This is a genomic window from Furfurilactobacillus curtus, assembly GCF_054657915.1.
In genome coordinates this window covers 151,202-167,676 of the sequence record NZ_BAAHXU010000001.1, presented here as the reverse complement: position 1 = coordinate 167,676, position 16,475 = coordinate 151,202, and the positions used below count along the sequence as shown (strand labels likewise).

Here is a 16,475-nt window from a genome sequence, read left to right as displayed (position 1 = left end):
AAACCGCCTTACCGGCGGTTTTTACTATTACTCAGCTTTATCCTGATGGTTGTAAATGTAATCCACCACTTGTCCGATAGTGCTCAATTTTTCAGCATCTTCATCGGAAATTTCGGCGCCAAATGTATCTTCTAGCTCCATAATAAATTCCACAAAATCAATTGAATCCGCGTCTAGGTCACTTCGAAAGTTCAGGTCATTAGTAACCTTATCTCGATCGACCTCAAAGCGATCGTCAATAATATCGGCAATTTTATTAAAAATCTCGTCTTTAGTCATGATTTCCCTAGTTTCTAAGAAGTGTTTTACAGTCACTTAGTTTATCGTTTTCGCAGGTAAATGTCCACTACCGCCGCTATTTTTCAGTCTGATCATCAGCCGCTTTTTCTGCCCTCTCATGTTCGAAATAATCAATCGTTTGCTGAATCAAACCACTTTCCACAATTTGATGAATTTGACTCATCGTATTGCGCACCGTTTCTGCTTTGGAAGAACCGTGCGTTTTGATGACAGCGCCCTTTAATCCCAACAAGACCGCACCACCATGCTTCGAATAATCCATCACTTGGCCAACTTGATGAAAGGCCTTTCGACTTAACACGTAGCCCACTTTGGCGCTGGTAGAACCCATAATTTTCGCTCTGATCAGGCTCATCATCGACAAAGCAGTCCCTTCAATGGCCTTCAAGGTCGCATTACCAGTGAAACCATCTGTGACTACCACATCTGCGGCACCGTTTAATAACTCACGCGACTCAACATTGCCGATGAAATTAAGTTGAGTGGATTCGCTCAACTGTTGATAAGCTTCACGATGCACTTTGTCACCCTTGTCAGCTTCTGTTCCATTATTGAGTAGCCCGATTCGTGGTTGCTTGATGCCCATGACCGTTTGTCCATAGAAGTTCCCCAAGATCGCGAATTGCTCCAAATTGCTGAGCTTATAGTCCGCGTTGGCGCCCACATCTAACATCGTAAAACTACCACTTGCATCGCCAGTCACCACTGGCAGGGTCGTGGTTAGGGCAGGCCGGTCAATCCCCTTAACCCGCCCAATGATAAATAACCCAGCGGCTAAAACCGCGCCGGTGTTGCCTGCTGAGAAAAAGGCATCCGCCTCGCCATTTTTGACTGCTGTCGCTGCTAAAACGATTGAAGAATCTTTCTTTGAGCGAACCGCGCGGACAGGCTCGTCTTCCATCGCAATCACACTTGCAGCATGCATCACAGTGATGCGGTCAGCATTTCTCACCAACGGCGTGAGACGATCACTTGGGCCAAATAGTTGAAATGTCATGTCAGGAAAAGCATCACGGGCCAACTCAACGCCTTTAACAATTTCTTCTGGTGCATTGTCGCCACCCATTGCGTCTATTGCGATTTTCACGATATTAATGCCACACTTTCTGTTAGTTTAGCTGGAAATAATCAAGGGTTAATCAAGGGTTGAATGCTGTTTAAGCTGATGTTGCTCATAGCCGGCCAATTCGCGATTATCCGGCTCTAATTGCCAATTAGGTTGTTCGACTAAGGCCAGTGCCTCTTCTTGGGCAATTTGTAGGATATTTAATTGAGCCACAGGATCGCCTACTTTAAAATCAGGAACCCCGGATTGCTTAGTTCCCAGTAGATCGCCGGAACCTCGTAATTCTAAATCTTTTTGCGCCAAAATAAAACCATCAGTCGTTTCAGTCATGACTTGCATTCGGGCAATGCCATCTTGTGTCTTAGGATCAGCAATCAGAATACATGTCGAAGCTACCTCGCCTCGGCCAACTCGCCCCCGTAGTTGATGCAATTGCGCTAAACCAAATCGATCTGCGTCAAAGATCAACATAACTGTCGCATTGGCCACATCCACGCCGACCTCAATCACCGTCGTTGATACTAGTACATCATACTCATGCGCCTTAAATGCCGCCATAACCGCTTCTTTTTCCTCATTTTTTAAACGACCGTGTAACAAGCCAACCTGGTAGTCTGGCGCAAAATTCTCGCTTAAATGTGCGTAAATGGCTTCAGCATTTTTAACATCAAGCGCTTCAGATTCTTCAATCAACGGCGTTACCACATAAGCCTGTTGACCATGGTTTAACTGCTGACGAATAAATGTCATCGCGGCTTCCACTTGATTGCTGTGTAACCAGCGCGTGGTAATCGGTTTCCGACCTGCTGGTAATTCATCAATGATTGAAACATCCATTTCCCCGTAGGCCGTAATTTGTAAGGTCCTAGGAATTGGTGTGGCGGTCATGGCCAAAATATCCGGATATTGTCCTTTGCGACGTAAAGTTTGCCGTTGATTAACCCCAAAGCGGTGTTGTTCATCAATCACCGCCAACCCTAATTGATGATAGATCACATCATCAGAAATCAGCGCATGTGTGCCAACAATCAAGTCCACTTCGCCGCTGGCAATATGTGCTAACGCCGTTTTGCGCGCTTTTGCTTTGGTGGAACCGGTTAACAAGACAATGTTAACTGGCATATCAGCAAACACTTCCGCCAGATTCTTGGCGTGCTGCTCAGCTAGGATTTCTGTGGGCGCCATCAATGCAGCTTGGTAACCCGCCGTGATCGCCGCGTACATCACAATTGCCGCAACAATTGTTTTACCAGAACCCACGTCGCCTTGTAACAAACGATTCATATGTGTTGGTCGTTTCATCGCCGCACAAATTTCGTTGACCACCCGTTTTTGAGCGTTTGTCAGTTCAAACGGTAATGTCTTAATAAATGTTTTCAGCGCTTCATTATCATAGTCGATCTCGGTTCCAGCGGCTTGATGATCCTTGGCCCGCATCATTTGTAAACGTAACTCAAATAAGAAAAATTCTTCGAACACCGCCGTGCGCCGCGCTAATTTGGCCGCTTGTGGGTCTTTTGGAAAATGCAAGTCATGGATCATCGTTTTCCGATCTAATAACCGATATTTTTGCAGCAAGTATGGAGGCAGCAGTGGATAAATCACGTCTTGATAGGCATCATAAGCTTGTTTAATCAACTGTGCGAGCGTACTTTGGCGAATATGCTTATTCACCGTGTAAATTGCACCAAATGATGCCCCTTTATCTGCGTTAATCAGCTTCATACCAGACAGACTTTTACGCACGGCATCCCATTTGCCATAAACCGCCGTCTCCTGACCAGCAGTTAGTTGTTGACTTAACCAAGGTTGATTGAAAAAAGTAACCATTACAACATCATGGCCAATCAATAAGCGAAAGTTGAGGCGACTTTTTTTGCGACCAAAGCGAACAACCGCTGGCTCATTAGCGACAGTTCCCTTTAACGTGATCTTTTCGCCTTCACTCACCGTTGCCAAATCTTTCGCTGTCAGATCATCATAGCGGAATGGAAAATCGGTCAGCAAATCAGCGATCGTTTGAATGCCCAGTGTCTTTAATGCGGCTGCCCGTTGCGAGCCAACACCACTGAGCTCTGTCACTGGATCTTCTAATGATTTTAACGTGGTCAAAGTAGGCCTCCTTTCAGTTAAGTTCTTACTGTTATCCTACCAAATGACCATTGGAAACAATAGTCTCGTTTCTTGAAATGAACTAATCATCTTACTTGTGAGGCAAAGAGAAAAGCCGCACTGATATCCATTGATACCAACCACGGCTTGAGCCCTTTTATTTTATCGTGCTAAATCATTATTCAACCGAGACTAAGAACGGATAAACGGGTTGATCCCCTTCATGAATTTCCACTTCAAGATCCCCATCAATGTTCATTACAGCAGTTTCTAAAGCCTCCGCATCGGTCTCACTGGCATCTTGACCATAAATAATGGTAACAATTTCGCTGTCTTCATCTAACATTGCCTGAACCATCTTCGTTGCGGCCGTGAGTATGTCAGGATCGGTCACTTTAATATTACCATCGACAATCCCCATGAATTCACCATTCTTGATGTCAATCCCATCCAAGGTCGTATCACGAATGGCATGGGTCACCTGACCACTCTTGACTGTCGCCAAGTTGTCTTCCATACCTTGCTGATTAGCTGATAAATCTTCATCTGGATTGTAGGCTAGTAATGCTGTCATCCCTTGAGAAATTGACTTACTGTGTACGATTACAGTTGGAATGTCGGCAACCTGCGCAGCTTGATCAGCGGCCATAAAGATATTACCGTTATTTGGAAGAACGATCGCGCGTTTAGCACCACTCTCATTAATCGCATTGGCAATATCTTCAGTACTAGGGTTCATCGTCTGCCCCCCATTGATGACTCGTGTCACGCCGAGGCTCTTGAACAATTTAGCAACGCCATCACCAGCTGAAATCGAAATAACGGCGGTTTCCGGTGCTACCGCTTCAATCATGTCGGTCATGGGTGAAGTTGGCGTTTCGTCAGCATCTTGGGCCATGATTTCTTCTTGCTGATGACGCATATTATCAACTTTTACCTTAATTAAATCACCATAATGCTGGCCCCAGCTGAGAACGTCGCCAGGATGTTCGGTATGCACATGAACCTTTACAATCTCATCATCGTTGATCACTAACAGTGAATCACCTAGATTAGCCAGGTATTGGTAAAATTCATCATAATCAAATTGACGATCGACTTGCTGTCCACCACCAAGACGCACCATAATTTCTGTACAATAACCGTACTTAATATCTTTAGGGTCTAGTTCCCCCTGAACACTACGATGATGTTCCGCGTTAATCATTTCGTCCATCTGGGCATCATCTGGTGTTTCAATCTCATCTTGAGCGACTTTTCCACTCAGTACTTCATCAAATGCTTGCAAAATAAAGACCAGTCCTTGCCCACCGGAATCAACTACACCCACTTGTTTCAACACGGGTAATAAATCTGGTGTCGATGCCAGGGCTGTTTTTGCTGCGGCATAAATCGTGTCCATGACGACGATCACATCATCTGTGTTAGATGCGGCGTCTCGACCAGCCTTGGCCGCCTCACGAATGACCGTCAAAATTGTTCCCTCGGTTGGCTTCATAACCGCCTTATAAGCGGTTTGGGCACTGGCGGCAAACGCTTCGGCTAAATCACTAGCGCTAAGCGTTGTCTTACCTTGAACACTTTTAGAAAAGCCACGAAAAATTTGCGAGGTAATCACCCCAGAATTTCCGCGAGCGCCCATCAGTAAGCCTTTCGCCAAAGCTTCAGCCTGATCACTAACGGACGGCGTGGTAACTTCACGTTCATATTTAGCACCACTGGCAAAGGCCAGTGAAATATTCGTACCAGTGTCACCATCGGGCACGGGAAAAACGTTTAAAGAGTTAATGAATTCAGCTTGTCCATTCAGGCGCTGCGAAGCTGCCTGAACCATTTTGCCAAATTCTAAATTTGTAATCGCTGTTAACGTTGCTTCCAATTCTATTTCCCCCACTTCGTTACAAGCAGCCACTTAGTCTGCTAACACACGGACACCTTGGACCGTCACGTTAACCGAGTTGGCGGAAATGCCAAGCATACTGTCTAAGTTGTAGCGAACTTTTTGTTGGACGTTTTTTGAAACTTCAGAGATTTTAGTGCCGTAACCGACAACAATAAACACATCAATCGCCACACCATTGTCTTCTTGTCGAACAACGACACCACGCGAATAATTATCACGTCGTAAAATCTCATTGACATTGTCGCGGATTTGGTTCTTGGACGCCATACCGACAACACCGTAGTTATCCGTTGCCGCACCACCCACAACCGTGGCAATTACATCATTGTTGATGTCAATTGTGCCATATTGCGTTTTGATTTTAACAGCCATGAAAAAAGGCCTCCTCAACTTTCTCAATCAATATCCTAAAGACCCGCAATGCAATCTTCAATCATGCTATCATAAAACCCGAGTCGAAAAAAGGCAAATATCGCCGTAATCTGGTTAGTGTCAACTCTAGTAGACGATCATTTTAAATGAGTGCTAATTCAAACTTTTATTGCGTCGGTCTTAGTCCTCCCAGCTATTCGACTGGAATAGCTGGGGTCCTCTGGAACCCTTTGGTAAGGCTTGGGACCCCATGATATTCAAATTAGTCTACCGTCAAATTAATTTGCTGATGTTTCTAAAATGCCTGTCAAGTAGTTTCCCTTGGCAATTTAATATTGCATTCAATTCGCCCATATGGTAAGTTATTCAGGTGAGAAAAAAGAGGTTCCCTTTGGAAATCCGAGAAGGAGGGATGAGCAAATGGCTAAAGATTTTATTACTGGCAAGCGGACTCACTTTGGTAACACCCGCTCCCATGCCTTAAACAGCAGTCGTCGTAGCTGGAAAGCTAACCTGCAAAAGGTTCGCATCTTAGTTGATGGGAAGCCAAAGCGGGTTTGGGTTTCGGCCCGGACGCTAAAATCAGGAAAAGTGACCCGTGTTTAATCACTGATTAAATCGGGAGGCGTCATCGACAATTATTGTTGGTGACGCTTTTTCTGTTCCAATATAAAACTTAACCTGAGGTTGAAAACCTGCCTAAAACAGCATTTAAACAACCAAAATACGGAGCATAGGCCAAGATTTGACTTATGCTCCGTTTGCTATGCATTTAAATTATAGCGTTCTGCACGATTATCGCTGAGATCAGTACTCTGAACGACTGCCACAATACCACTCGTGAATGAAAAAGTAGCCGTTTGACCGACAAACTCATTGCTGGCAAAGGAAATTGGCTGGTGAATGTCTACGTGATCAAGTTGATAACGCTCATCGCTTAAGGTTAATCCGCCAACTTCCCCAAATGTGACAAAAGCCAAGTATCGCATTTCAGGCAATTTATCAATCTGATACCGTCCTGGTAAGAAGTAACGAATCTCATTTTGTCGATCGACAAATATTAATCGGGCAACGACCGCGCGGAATCGAGTTTCCAAAGGCAAAAATAGATTGGCTAACAAATGATCAAGCCGGCCACCGGTAGCACCGTAGATCACAATTTCATCTGCACTAAATTCGGTCATCGCCACGCGAACCCCGAGCTGAGTGTCCGTTTCATCCTTGGCCGATCCCACCTGTCGTAAATCTTTTACGGCGGCTTGAACTCGTTCAAATTCGCCTTGTTTGGAAGAATCAAAATCGCCTAATGCAATGATGGGTGTAATCCCTAACTCTAACAAACGAATTGCTCCGCGATCAACGCCGATCCACGGACCAGAAATTTGCCCTGCAGCTAACGCCGGCGGCCACTCGCTTCTAGGTCCGCCAACTAGAATATTAAGTCGCGAAAGTTTAGGTCGGTCACTAGCGCGTTGCATGATGAATCGACTCAATGGCCGTCGCCGGATCTGCAGCACCATACACAAAGGAACCTGCCACTGCAACCGTCGCTCCAGCTTTATAGCAATCAACGACTGTCTTGTCGTTCACCCCACCATCAATTTCAATGTCGAATTCATAACCTCTTTGTTGCTTTAAATCATGCAACTGCTGAATTTTTTCAATCATTTCTGGTAAGAACTTTTGTCCACCAAATCCTGGATTAACGGTCATAACTAGGACCTGATCAACAAATGGTAATAGCGGTTCAATTTGGCTAACTGGCGTGCCAGGGTTAATGACCACTTCAGCCTTTACCCCATCATTTTTGATCATCTGAATAGCACGGTGAATATGCTCCGTTGCTTCAACATGAACACCAATCAAATCAGCGCCGGCCTTTGCAAATTGGTCAACATACCGTTCTGGATTTTGCACCATCATATGAACATCTAGGAACAAGTTGGTAATTGGCCGAATAGCCGCTAGTGTCGTCCAGCCAAAGGACATATTTGGCACGAACATGCCATCCATCACATCCACATGCAATAAATCCGCACCATTTTCTTCGACCATTTTAATATCACGTTCAAAATTGACAAAATCCGCGCTTAAAATCGATGGGGCTACTTTAATCATAAATTTCTCCTCCAACAAATCTCTTATTTTTTATCCTTATCATACTGTGGTTTCTGGTCAACAATCAACTGGTGAAATTGTAAATAGCTCTGATAACGGCTGGCCATAATTTTTTGCTCTGCCAAAGCGGCCTTGACCGCACAACCAGGTTCATTAATGTGTTGGCACCCCCGAAAGCGACATTGTGGTGCTAACGACGCCATTTCGGGAAAATATTGGCCTAATTCTCTCGCAGCCATGGGAAAATCTTCATACGAAGAAAATCCAGGCGTATCAGCAACAAGCCCATCACCGACGGCCAGTAAACCAACTTTTCTAGTGGTGTGTTTGCCACGATTTAAGACTTGCGAAATTTCACCAGTTGCCAAATTGAGGTCAGGCGCCAAATGATTGAGTAACGTCGATTTGCCTGCCCCAGTCTGTCCCATAAACACAGTTAATCGATCCTTAAACAGGGCCAACAGTTGCTCGAGTACACTTGGCTCAAAGGCAGTTGTCGCCAGAAATGTCTGATATCCAATTTGTCGATATCCAGAGGCAACTACTGTTAAATGGTCCAGCTGACTCACTGATAACAGATCTGTTTTAGTCACATAGATAATTGGTGTGATCAACTGACTTTCTAGAGCAACCAATTGGCGATCCAGCAAATTAGTTGAAAAATTAGGTTCGACAGCCGCGGTCACAACTACTGCTTGATCAACATTACTCACAGGTGGCCTGACCAATGCATTCTTTCGGTCTTCAATACTTAAGATATAGCCGTCGGAATTATCTTCACTTTTAAAGTCTACATAATCACCGACCATTGGGCTGATTTTACGTTTGCGGAAATTTCCGCGAGCTCGGGTACGATAAATCCTACCATCAGCGGTTTGAACATCGTAAAAGCCAGCTAATAACTGTTGAATTTGTCCTCTCATATAACCCCTTCTTAATTTCCTGTCACGTGGTTGTCAGTCATGATGGTTTTGCCATCCCGGATCACAATATAACGGCCTGTTTTACCACCTGCTAAAGTAAATGGTAGTGAGACTGACGTGTCCTGGGAAATTTGCATCTCCTGGTACACATCTGAAATATTCTTATCCTGATCGGCTAGATAAATCTTAACATCATTTTCACCTGTCGAGGCGCTGCTGCTAGAATCACGACTCGCTTGCCCATTAGCTGAAAACGGAATGGTAATATCGACGTGAAAGCTGTGCAATTCTGGTCCAGAAGAAATGACGACAGTAAAGGTCTCGCCCACCGCTAACATGGAGCCCACAGCAGGTGCCTGGCGAATCGCTGATCCTTGATCAACACGACTCGAGACTTCATCTGAGAAACTTACATTCACATTATGGTCATCGGCCCATGTTTGAATCGCAGCTTGCGATTTTCCGGCGAAGTCAGGTAGCTTAACTTGCTCAGGTGCCTTGTCTTTTTTGGGCCCAGAACTGACCGTTAAGGTTATCGTGCTATGTTTATACACTGCATCACCTGGCAAGACATCTTGATCAATAATGACGCCTCGATCGATATCACCAGACGACTGCTTGACCTGTTTGACCTTTAAACCAGCTTTTTCTAATTGCCGTTTGGCGGTCGTGAATTGCTCACCGGTGTAATCGTCAACCACGAATTTAGGACGTCCTGCACTAAGAATCAGATCAATCCGACTGCGACGCTTGACCTGAGAACCAATCTTGGGATTTGTTTTAATGATGCGCCCAGAAGCGTATGTCTCACTGGTTTGTTTCTTGATGGACCCCGTTGCTAAGTTGTTTTGCTTTAGAACTTTAGTCGCTCGTGCTTGCGTCATGCCTGAAACACTGGGTACAGTCACCCGACCAGGAAAGAACCACAGCCATAATACGCCAATGATCAGTAGCAACAAAAAGCTCCCTAAGAGCCACAAAAAGATTTTTCGTCCCCGTGAGGTTCGCGGATGCTTGGCTGGCGTTGTTTCAGCAGGTTCAGCAGACGGCCCTTTTCCCATCGTTGTGCGAGCTGCCGCACTAGTTGCCTGAGTAGCAGCCAGCACCTGATCTACCGGAATGATTTTAGTTGTACCATCATCGCCGTGGTCTGCTGGTTCAAAATGTCGCTCCCCACGACGTTCCGGTGCAAGTGCTGTTTGTAAATCCACCGCCATGTCATGTACAGACGCATAGCGATCTTCAGGTCGTTTGGCGGTTGCTTGTAACACGACATTCTCAAGTGCTTGCGGAATGCGTGAATCGAAATCGCGCACCGACGGCATTTGACTCTGGGAATGTTTGAGCGCCACTGAGACCGCAGTTTCGCCTTCAAATGGCACACTACCGGTAAGCATCTCATATAAGATAATCCCTAAGGAATAAATATCACTTTTTTTTGTGGACATCCCCCCACGAGCTTGTTCGGGAGACAAATAATGAACCGAACCCAAGACCGTATTGGTTTGAGTCATACTAGTTTGATTGCTAATCACTGCAATCCCAAAATCAGAAATTTTGACGTTGCCTTGCGCATCAACCAACACATTTTGTGGCTTCAAATCACGGTGAATAATGCCATGTTCATGCGCGACGGCTACAGCATCAAGTATCTGTTCCATAATATTAATTACCATGGCATAAGGGATTGGAAAATGATCATGGATATAAGCCTTCAAATCGGTACCAGGCACATACTCCATGACCAAATATTGCATACCATTATCCTCGCCCACATCATAAACACTCACGATGTGCGGTGAGACCAACTCACTTGCAGCTAACGCCTCTCGTTGAAACCGGCGCATGGTCCCCGCATCGTCACGCAAATCTAGCCGTAATAATTTAACGGAAACATCCCGATCCAAGATCAGATCGTGAGCCAAGTAAACGTCGGCCATCCCGCCTTCACCAAGCGGCCGAATGATACGATATCGACCAGCTAGTGTATAGTTTGCCCTCATGAGGTTGTCACCTCACGATCTGTTTCAACTAATAACACGGTGATGTTATCACGACCGCCGGCTTCATTAGCTAGATCAATTAACCGCTGACACTTTTCAGCTAGTGAACGATCAGATTGCACAAGCACTGCTTGAATTTGATCATCGGTGACCATGTTCGTTAGTCCGTCCGAGCAGAGCATTAATAAGTCACCAGGCATTGCACGATATAAATTGATGTCAGCGTCGGCCTCATCATTAATGCCTAAGGTTCGCGTAATAATATTTTTTTCGGGATATGTGCGCGCATCCGCTTCTGTGATTTGCCCAAGCTTAATCAGTTCATTAACTAATGAATGGTCTTCAGTTAACTGAGCTAATTCCTGATGCCGCAATAAATAAGCCCGCGAATCACCAATGTTTGCAACCAAAAATTGTGTCGGGAAAATAATCGCGGCCACTAACGTCGTGCCCATTCCACTTAAGTCACGATATTGTTGGGCCTTTTCAATAATGGTTTCATTTTCCTGCCGAACTTCACTTGCGAGCCATTTGGCGGCCGTTGCGGGGTCGATAAAACGGGTTGCTTCAAAACGGGTGCCAATATGGGACACCGCCATTGATGACGCGACATCCCCACCGCGATGACCACCGATTCCATCCGCTACAATCGTGAACCCTAATTCGGCCTTATTCATAAAGTTACCGACATAATCCTGGTTTGTTTCTCGTTGCCGACCAATGTCAGACAGAGAGGCTACTTGCATATCTATTTGCCGCCTTTATCAGCTTAATCACGACGTTTAAACCCACAAATGAAGAAGCCGTCGCTCCTATAATCATCTGGATAAATCGTCAACCATGGTGTCGTCCGCTGCGATTTTAGATGTCTTGTGGTCGAAACCGTTACGAATTCAAAGTCGGGATGCGACTTGACAAAGGCATTTGCCACGTCGTCATTTTCCGCTTGAACAATCGTGCAGGTACTATAAATAATTATACCGTTTTTCTTCACTAGCGGTGCGACCGCATCAAGAATTTCCAGCTGAATTTGTTGTAATTTTTGACTATCCGCCAATGTCTTAGCATAACGAATTTCTGGCTTGCGACGTAAGAGGCCAATTCCTGAACAAGGCGCGTCCACCAAAATTCGATCAAAACTCGCTTCATTAAAATGTTCGTTAGCTTGTCGGGCATCTAGTTTAATGGCTGAAATACGGTCAGCAACGTGTAGCCGTTGGGCATTGTCCTTAATTAAGGCAACTTTTTGATCGTACAAATCTAAACCAGTGACATGTCCGCCAGCAGACGCGTCAAGGTAGCCAGCAATTTGCGTTGTTTTTCCACCTGGCGCCGCGCACGCATCCAACACTTGGTCCGTTGGTTGAACGTTTAAAGCCTCGACTGGTAACATGGCACTTTCATCTTGAATGGTAAATAAACCTTCCTGAAAAGCCGCTGATAGTACGGGATGACCCTTGGTGATTCGCAATCCATCACCGCTCACCTCGCTGGTGCTAAACATAAGTTCAGACTGATGAAGTGCTGTTAAAATGGCATCACGATCGCCAGCAGCCTGATTTATTCGGATCGATTGCGCTGCCGGTTGGTTCAAACTGGTTAAAATGCGTTGCGCTTTTGCATCGCCCAGTTCAACACGTAATCGCTGAATCCAAGGCATCGGTACACTATAACGCACGCTTAAGCGCGTTAAGGGATCTTTAATGGTGTCAACATTTGTCAACCCTTGGTTAGCTAAGGCATGAAGCACGCCAGTCACAAATCGACGAGTTCCTTCATGACCACGCTGTTTGGCCAAAGCAATGGTCTCATTAAAAATCGCGTGATCAGGAATTTTTGATAACAATTCACGCTGATACACCGCTGTTTCTAACAAAGCCAGTACCCATGGTTGTACCTTATTAGGTCGCTTAACAAACGGCTTTAGCCAAAATTCCAGTAACAAACGGTGTTGCAACACACCGTAAACCAGCTGTGTACATAAAGCGACATCCCGATCGGATAAATGATGATCTTTTAAGGCAGCATTTAGTGCAAGATTTGAATAGCTCCCTTGTGTCACCTGCACTAAAACATCTACGGCCACCTGCCGAGGATTCTCATTGACTGATCGTTTGTGGGAAACTGGCGTCTGCTGACGATCATGATTAGCCATGTTGCACTCCTTTAAACTTATCTGCGACCACTCGTTCGCCAACCGCAAATTCTTCATCCGTACCATTTAAAAAATCAGTAATCGCCATTTGTGGATGTCCAGCTGGCTGCAAACGATTAATGCGTAATACGGTGCCATGACCAGCAGCCAGATCCAACGCATGTTTAGTTCGGGCAACGACTGTTCCAGGTGCCAGAGTCGTTTTTTGATCAGTCAATACCGTAACATCGAGTAATTTTGTTCGCACGTTGTTCAATCGAATATAAGCCGTCGGAAATGGTCGTAATCCCCTCACTTGCCAATCAATTTCGCTAGCGGTATGGCTAAAATCAATCTCTTCTTGTGCGCGACTAATATTCGGTGAAAAGGTCACCGCCGTCTCATCTTGAATCGTGCCAGTAATGGGGCCTGCAATAAGTTTCGGCAGGTTTGCCAATAACAAATCTCGCCCAACGAGGCTAAGCTTATCAAACATCGTGCCGACGTCATCCTGATCGCCAATCGCAACCTTTGCTTGAGCAATCACATTACCGGCATCCATCTGCCGAATCATGTACATAATGGATACCCCGGTCTCTTTGTCACCGTTCATAATCGCGTAATGAACCGGCGCCCCACCACGGTACCGTGGTAAGAGTGACGCGTGGACATTGATTGCCGCATTGGTGGCTGCCCTTAACAACTTGGTTGGCAAAAATTGCCCAAAGGCCGCTGTCACAATAAAGTCTGGCGCTAAATCAATGACGCGCTGCATTTCTGGTGATTTACTGACCTTTTCCGGCTGTAAAACTTCGATTTGGTGTGCTAGGGCAAGTTGTTTAACCGGTGATGGTGTCAAAATATGTTTGCGCCCAACCGGTCGATCTGGTTGCGTCATCACTGCCACCACATCATATTGGTCAATTAATGCCGCTAAAATTGGTGTTGAAAAAGCTGGTGTACCCATAAAGACAATTCTGGTCATAAATGATCCTCCTAGACGAAATTCTGTGGTTCCATGTCAATGCTAATTTGTAAGCCCCGCAAGTGCTGTGATTCTTCCAATATTTGCATCAAGGCATCGTGAAGTTGGGGCTCTTGCTTATATTTTAAGAAAATTTGATAGTAATAACGATTTTTAATCCGTGCAATCGGTCGTGGCGTTGGCCCTAAAATAATGGTGCTCGACGACAATCGTTGTTTTAACCAATCTGCGAGTTCGAACATTTTTTTGGCCGCCGTATTCTCGTCTTGATCACTAGCGCTGATTAGCGCGGTATAAAAGTACGGCGGATAATTGCCCAAGTGACGTAAATTCATTTCCACACGGAAAAATCGTTCATAATCCTGCTGCTGCGCGAGCTGAATCGCATAATGGTCTGGATTAAACGTCTGGATCATGACTTCACCAGCCTTATCCGCCCGGCCTGCTCGCCCACTGACTTGAGTTAGCAACTGAAAAGTCCGCTCGCTAGCACGAAAATCAGGCAAGCCTAAAGCAGTATCGGCGTTTAAGACACCAACTAAGGTCACATCTGGATAGTCTAGCCCTTTAGCAATCATTTGAGTCCCTAATAAAATGTCGGCTTCACGTCGGCCAAAGGCAGCTAACATTTTTTCGTGCATACCCTTGCGACGTGTCGTGTCAACATCCATCCGAATAACACGTGCAGTCGGTAATAGTTGCTTTAATTCAGCAGCAACTTTTTCAGTTCCCGTTCCATAGTAGCTAATTCGTTTACTGTGACAATTAGGACATCGGCGGGGAATTGCTTCTTCATGTCCACAATAGTGGCAACGCATGGTGTGGGAATCCATGTGCAACACCAATGTATTATCACAATTCGGGCATTTTAAGACAAAGCCACAGTCACGACACATCATAAATGATGAAAAGCCACGTCGGTTCAACATTAAGACACTTTGCTCACCACGCTCTAGGCGTTGTTTTAAAGCGGTTAATAACGCTGCCGAGAAATTACTTTCTTGGCGCGTTTTCAATTGTTCGCGCATATCAATAATTTGAACAGGCGGCAATGGTCGTTGATTGATGCGCTTAGGCAGCATCAAATGTCGATAGACGCCACGCTCGGCTCGTGCTCGGCTCTCTAATGACGGTGTGGCCGAACCTAAAATCACCGGCGCATTGTGCCATTTAGCCCGCCACAGTAGAACATCACGCGCTTGATAGCGAGGATTATCCGATTGTTTATAACTCGTTTCATGCTCTTCGTCCATGATGATCAGGCCTAAATCGTCCAATGGGGCAAACGCTGCCGATCGTGCGCCAACCACGACTGTCGCTTCATGTCGTTCAATTCGCCGCCATTCATCGTATTTTTCACCAGCCGACAAGCCACTGTGTAAAACGGCCACTTGAGCGCCAAACCGGCCGCGAACTCGTTTTACCATCTGCGGCGTCAGCGCGATTTCTGGGACCAACATCAATGCCGTTTGTTGTTGTGCCAAAGCTTTAGCAATACTTTGCAGATAAACCTCTGTTTTACCAGAGCCAGTGACGCCTTCTAGCAAGAACGTTGTCGCCTGATTGGCAGTAATCGCCTGACTAATCGCCGTCACTGCCTGTTGCTGATCAGGCTGTAACATCATCGAAGTAGTCTGTTCCACCTCGCTTTGCGCAAAGGGATCGCGGTACACTTCCTTTTCGGTCATTTTCACCCAGCCACGTTGAGCCGCGGCCGTGAAATCGGCCCGAGTCAAGCGTGCATCGGTTAGTAACTCAGCTAAAGGTTGTGGCGCAACTTGTCGGGAAAGTGCTAACAATACGCGCCGTTGTTTGGTCGCGTTGGCCCGTAATGACGCTAATTTTTCTGTGACCTGCGCTTCATTTAATTGGGAGGTTACCCATGTGTTCGTTTTAACTTGTGCTCGATTATTGACTTGGTACGTCGCATGAACGACCCCCAGACGTTGCAAACGAGCTAACGCTTTGACCTGACTTTCGGATAAAGTTGTGGCGGTAAAATCTAAGCGTCCCTGTGCATCAAACAATCTGGCTAATTCATCATTATCGATTGCTTGATCAGCCACTAACCATTTATGACTAGCCGTTTTCAACGCAGTCGGTAGCATGGTTTGAATCGTTGAGATTCGAAAGGCAAAAGTCTGTTGAGCTAGCCAATCGCTGAGTGCTAATAACTCTTCATTTAAAACAGGGACTAAATCCAGCAGTCGAGTGATTGGTTTTAAATCACCCTGATACACGGCATCATGTTCTAAATCTTGATCGATGTTGATTAAACCAACCACCATGCCACCAACTTCACGGTCACCCTTACCAAACGGAACAGAAACGCGAACACCAGGCACTACTGCGTCCACTAAATCGGTAGGAATCATATACGTATATGGCCGGTTCGTTTGCATCGTCGGCACATCCACAATAATTTGAGCTGCTTGGGTCACCAATTCGACTCCTTTCGATAGTTGAATCAAATTCACTTTTTTCACATTTCCACTAACACTTTTACTAAATTCAAGCCAACAGAAATAATCAACTTATTGTAACAGATTCAGCGATCGT

Annotated in this window: 14 protein-coding genes; 1 reads left to right on the top strand and 13 read right to left on the bottom strand. The window is 45.6% G+C overall.

All coding sequences use genetic code 11. From position 1 onward, the window contains the following. Positions 1-27: 27 nt before the first annotated feature. From acpP to ACYQ0Y_RS00975, 5 genes are all read right to left on the bottom strand, one after another. On the bottom strand, positions 28-279 hold the full coding sequence (gene acpP / locus ACYQ0Y_RS00995; RefSeq protein ID WP_407882169.1) for an acyl carrier protein: 252 nt from the start codon (positions 277-279) through the stop codon (positions 28-30). Between the two features lie 76 nt (positions 280-355). Then, a complete protein-coding gene (plsX, locus tag ACYQ0Y_RS00990) occupies positions 356-1,387 on the bottom strand; it encodes a phosphate acyltransferase PlsX (RefSeq protein WP_407882168.1) in 1,032 nt (343 codons plus the stop codon). Positions 1,388-1,435: 48 nt separating this feature from the next. Then, positions 1,436-3,478 carry an ATP-dependent DNA helicase RecG gene (gene recG, locus ACYQ0Y_RS00985; protein ID WP_407882167.1) on the bottom strand — a complete coding sequence of 681 codons (2,043 nt, stop codon included), beginning with the start codon at positions 3,476-3,478 and terminating at the stop codon, positions 1,436-1,438. Between the two features lie 178 nt (positions 3,479-3,656). Further along, on the bottom strand, positions 3,657-5,312 hold the full coding sequence (locus ACYQ0Y_RS00980) for a DAK2 domain-containing protein (RefSeq protein ID WP_407882568.1): 1,656 nt from the start codon (positions 5,310-5,312) through the stop codon (positions 3,657-3,659). A 78-nt stretch (positions 5,313-5,390) separates the two neighbouring features. Next, positions 5,391-5,753: an Asp23/Gls24 family envelope stress response protein gene (locus ACYQ0Y_RS00975; RefSeq protein WP_407882166.1), complete on the bottom strand. Its 363-nt coding sequence runs from the start codon at positions 5,751-5,753 to the stop codon at positions 5,391-5,393. Between the two features lie 420 nt (positions 5,754-6,173). Between ACYQ0Y_RS00975 and rpmB the strand changes: the two genes are divergently transcribed. After that, positions 6,174-6,359 carry a 50S ribosomal protein L28 gene (gene rpmB, locus ACYQ0Y_RS00970; protein WP_057808748.1) on the top strand — a complete coding sequence of 62 codons (186 nt, stop codon included), beginning with the start codon at positions 6,174-6,176 and terminating at the stop codon, positions 6,357-6,359. A gap of 158 nt (positions 6,360-6,517) precedes the next feature. On the opposite strand, the gene ACYQ0Y_RS00965 is transcribed toward rpmB, so the two are convergent. The 8 genes from ACYQ0Y_RS00965 to priA are packed head-to-tail and all read right to left on the bottom strand — an operon-like array spanning position 6,518 to position 16,357. Then, positions 6,518-7,231: a thiamine diphosphokinase gene (locus tag ACYQ0Y_RS00965; protein ID WP_459935454.1), complete on the bottom strand. Its 714-nt coding sequence runs from the start codon at positions 7,229-7,231 to the stop codon at positions 6,518-6,520. Further along, the gene (gene rpe / locus ACYQ0Y_RS00960) at positions 7,218-7,871 is read right to left on the bottom strand and encodes a ribulose-phosphate 3-epimerase (RefSeq protein ID WP_407882164.1); all 654 of its coding nucleotides are present in this window, start codon (positions 7,869-7,871) and stop codon (positions 7,218-7,220) included. Before rpe ends, ACYQ0Y_RS00965 begins: the two co-directional genes overlap by 14 nt. A 23-nt stretch (positions 7,872-7,894) precedes the next feature. Beyond that, the gene (gene rsgA / locus ACYQ0Y_RS00955) at positions 7,895-8,794 is read right to left on the bottom strand and encodes a ribosome small subunit-dependent GTPase A (protein WP_407882163.1); all 900 of its coding nucleotides are present in this window, start codon (positions 8,792-8,794) and stop codon (positions 7,895-7,897) included. Positions 8,795-8,805: 11 nt separating this feature from the next. Continuing rightward, a complete protein-coding gene (gene pknB / locus ACYQ0Y_RS00950) occupies positions 8,806-10,797 on the bottom strand; it encodes a Stk1 family PASTA domain-containing Ser/Thr kinase (protein WP_407882162.1) in 1,992 nt (663 codons plus the stop codon). Then, positions 10,794-11,543 carry a Stp1/IreP family PP2C-type Ser/Thr phosphatase gene (locus ACYQ0Y_RS00945; RefSeq protein ID WP_407882161.1) on the bottom strand — a complete coding sequence of 250 codons (750 nt, stop codon included), beginning with the start codon at positions 11,541-11,543 and terminating at the stop codon, positions 10,794-10,796. The genes pknB and ACYQ0Y_RS00945 overlap by 4 nt, the downstream gene beginning before the upstream one ends. A 23-nt stretch (positions 11,544-11,566) precedes the next feature. Further along, the gene (gene rsmB / locus ACYQ0Y_RS00940; protein WP_407882159.1) at positions 11,567-12,952 is read right to left on the bottom strand and encodes a 16S rRNA (cytosine(967)-C(5))-methyltransferase RsmB; all 1,386 of its coding nucleotides are present in this window, start codon (positions 12,950-12,952) and stop codon (positions 11,567-11,569) included. Continuing rightward, a complete protein-coding gene (gene fmt / locus ACYQ0Y_RS00935) occupies positions 12,945-13,916 on the bottom strand; it encodes a methionyl-tRNA formyltransferase (RefSeq protein ID WP_407882157.1) in 972 nt (323 codons plus the stop codon). The genes rsmB and fmt overlap by 8 nt, the downstream gene beginning before the upstream one ends. Positions 13,917-13,927: 11 nt before the next feature. After that, positions 13,928-16,357, bottom strand: a complete 2,430-nt coding sequence (priA, locus tag ACYQ0Y_RS00930; protein WP_407882155.1) for a primosomal protein N' — start codon at positions 16,355-16,357, stop codon at positions 13,928-13,930. Between the last annotated feature and the right edge of the window lie 118 nt (positions 16,358-16,475).

Coding starts and splice junctions, on each gene's coding strand:
- rsgA (WP_407882163.1), bottom strand. CDS start 8,794: ATGAGAGGACAAATTCAACAGTTATTAGCTGGCTTTTACGATGTTCAA.
- acpP (WP_407882169.1), bottom strand. CDS start 279: ATGACTAAAGACGAGATTTTTAATAAAATTGCCGATATTATTGACGAT.
- fmt (WP_407882157.1), bottom strand. CDS start 13,916: ATGACCAGAATTGTCTTTATGGGTACACCAGCTTTTTCAACACCAATT.
- rpmB (WP_057808748.1), top strand. CDS start 6,174: ATGGCTAAAGATTTTATTACTGGCAAGCGGACTCACTTTGGTAACACC.
- pknB (WP_407882162.1), bottom strand. CDS start 10,797: ATGAGGGCAAACTATACACTAGCTGGTCGATATCGTATCATTCGGCCG.
- ACYQ0Y_RS00980 (WP_407882568.1), bottom strand. CDS start 5,312: ATGGTTCAGGCAGCTTCGCAGCGCCTGAATGGACAAGCTGAATTCATT.
- ACYQ0Y_RS00975 (WP_407882166.1), bottom strand. CDS start 5,753: ATGGCTGTTAAAATCAAAACGCAATATGGCACAATTGACATCAACAAT.
- ACYQ0Y_RS00965 (WP_459935454.1), bottom strand. CDS start 7,231: ATGCAACGCGCTAGTGACCGACCTAAACTTTCGCGACTTAATATTCTA.
- rpe (WP_407882164.1), bottom strand. CDS start 7,871: ATGATTAAAGTAGCCCCATCGATTTTAAGCGCGGATTTTGTCAATTTT.
- rsmB (WP_407882159.1), bottom strand. CDS start 12,952: ATGGCTAATCATGATCGTCAGCAGACGCCAGTTTCCCACAAACGATCA.
- ACYQ0Y_RS00945 (WP_407882161.1), bottom strand. CDS start 11,543: ATGCAAGTAGCCTCTCTGTCTGACATTGGTCGGCAACGAGAAACAAAC.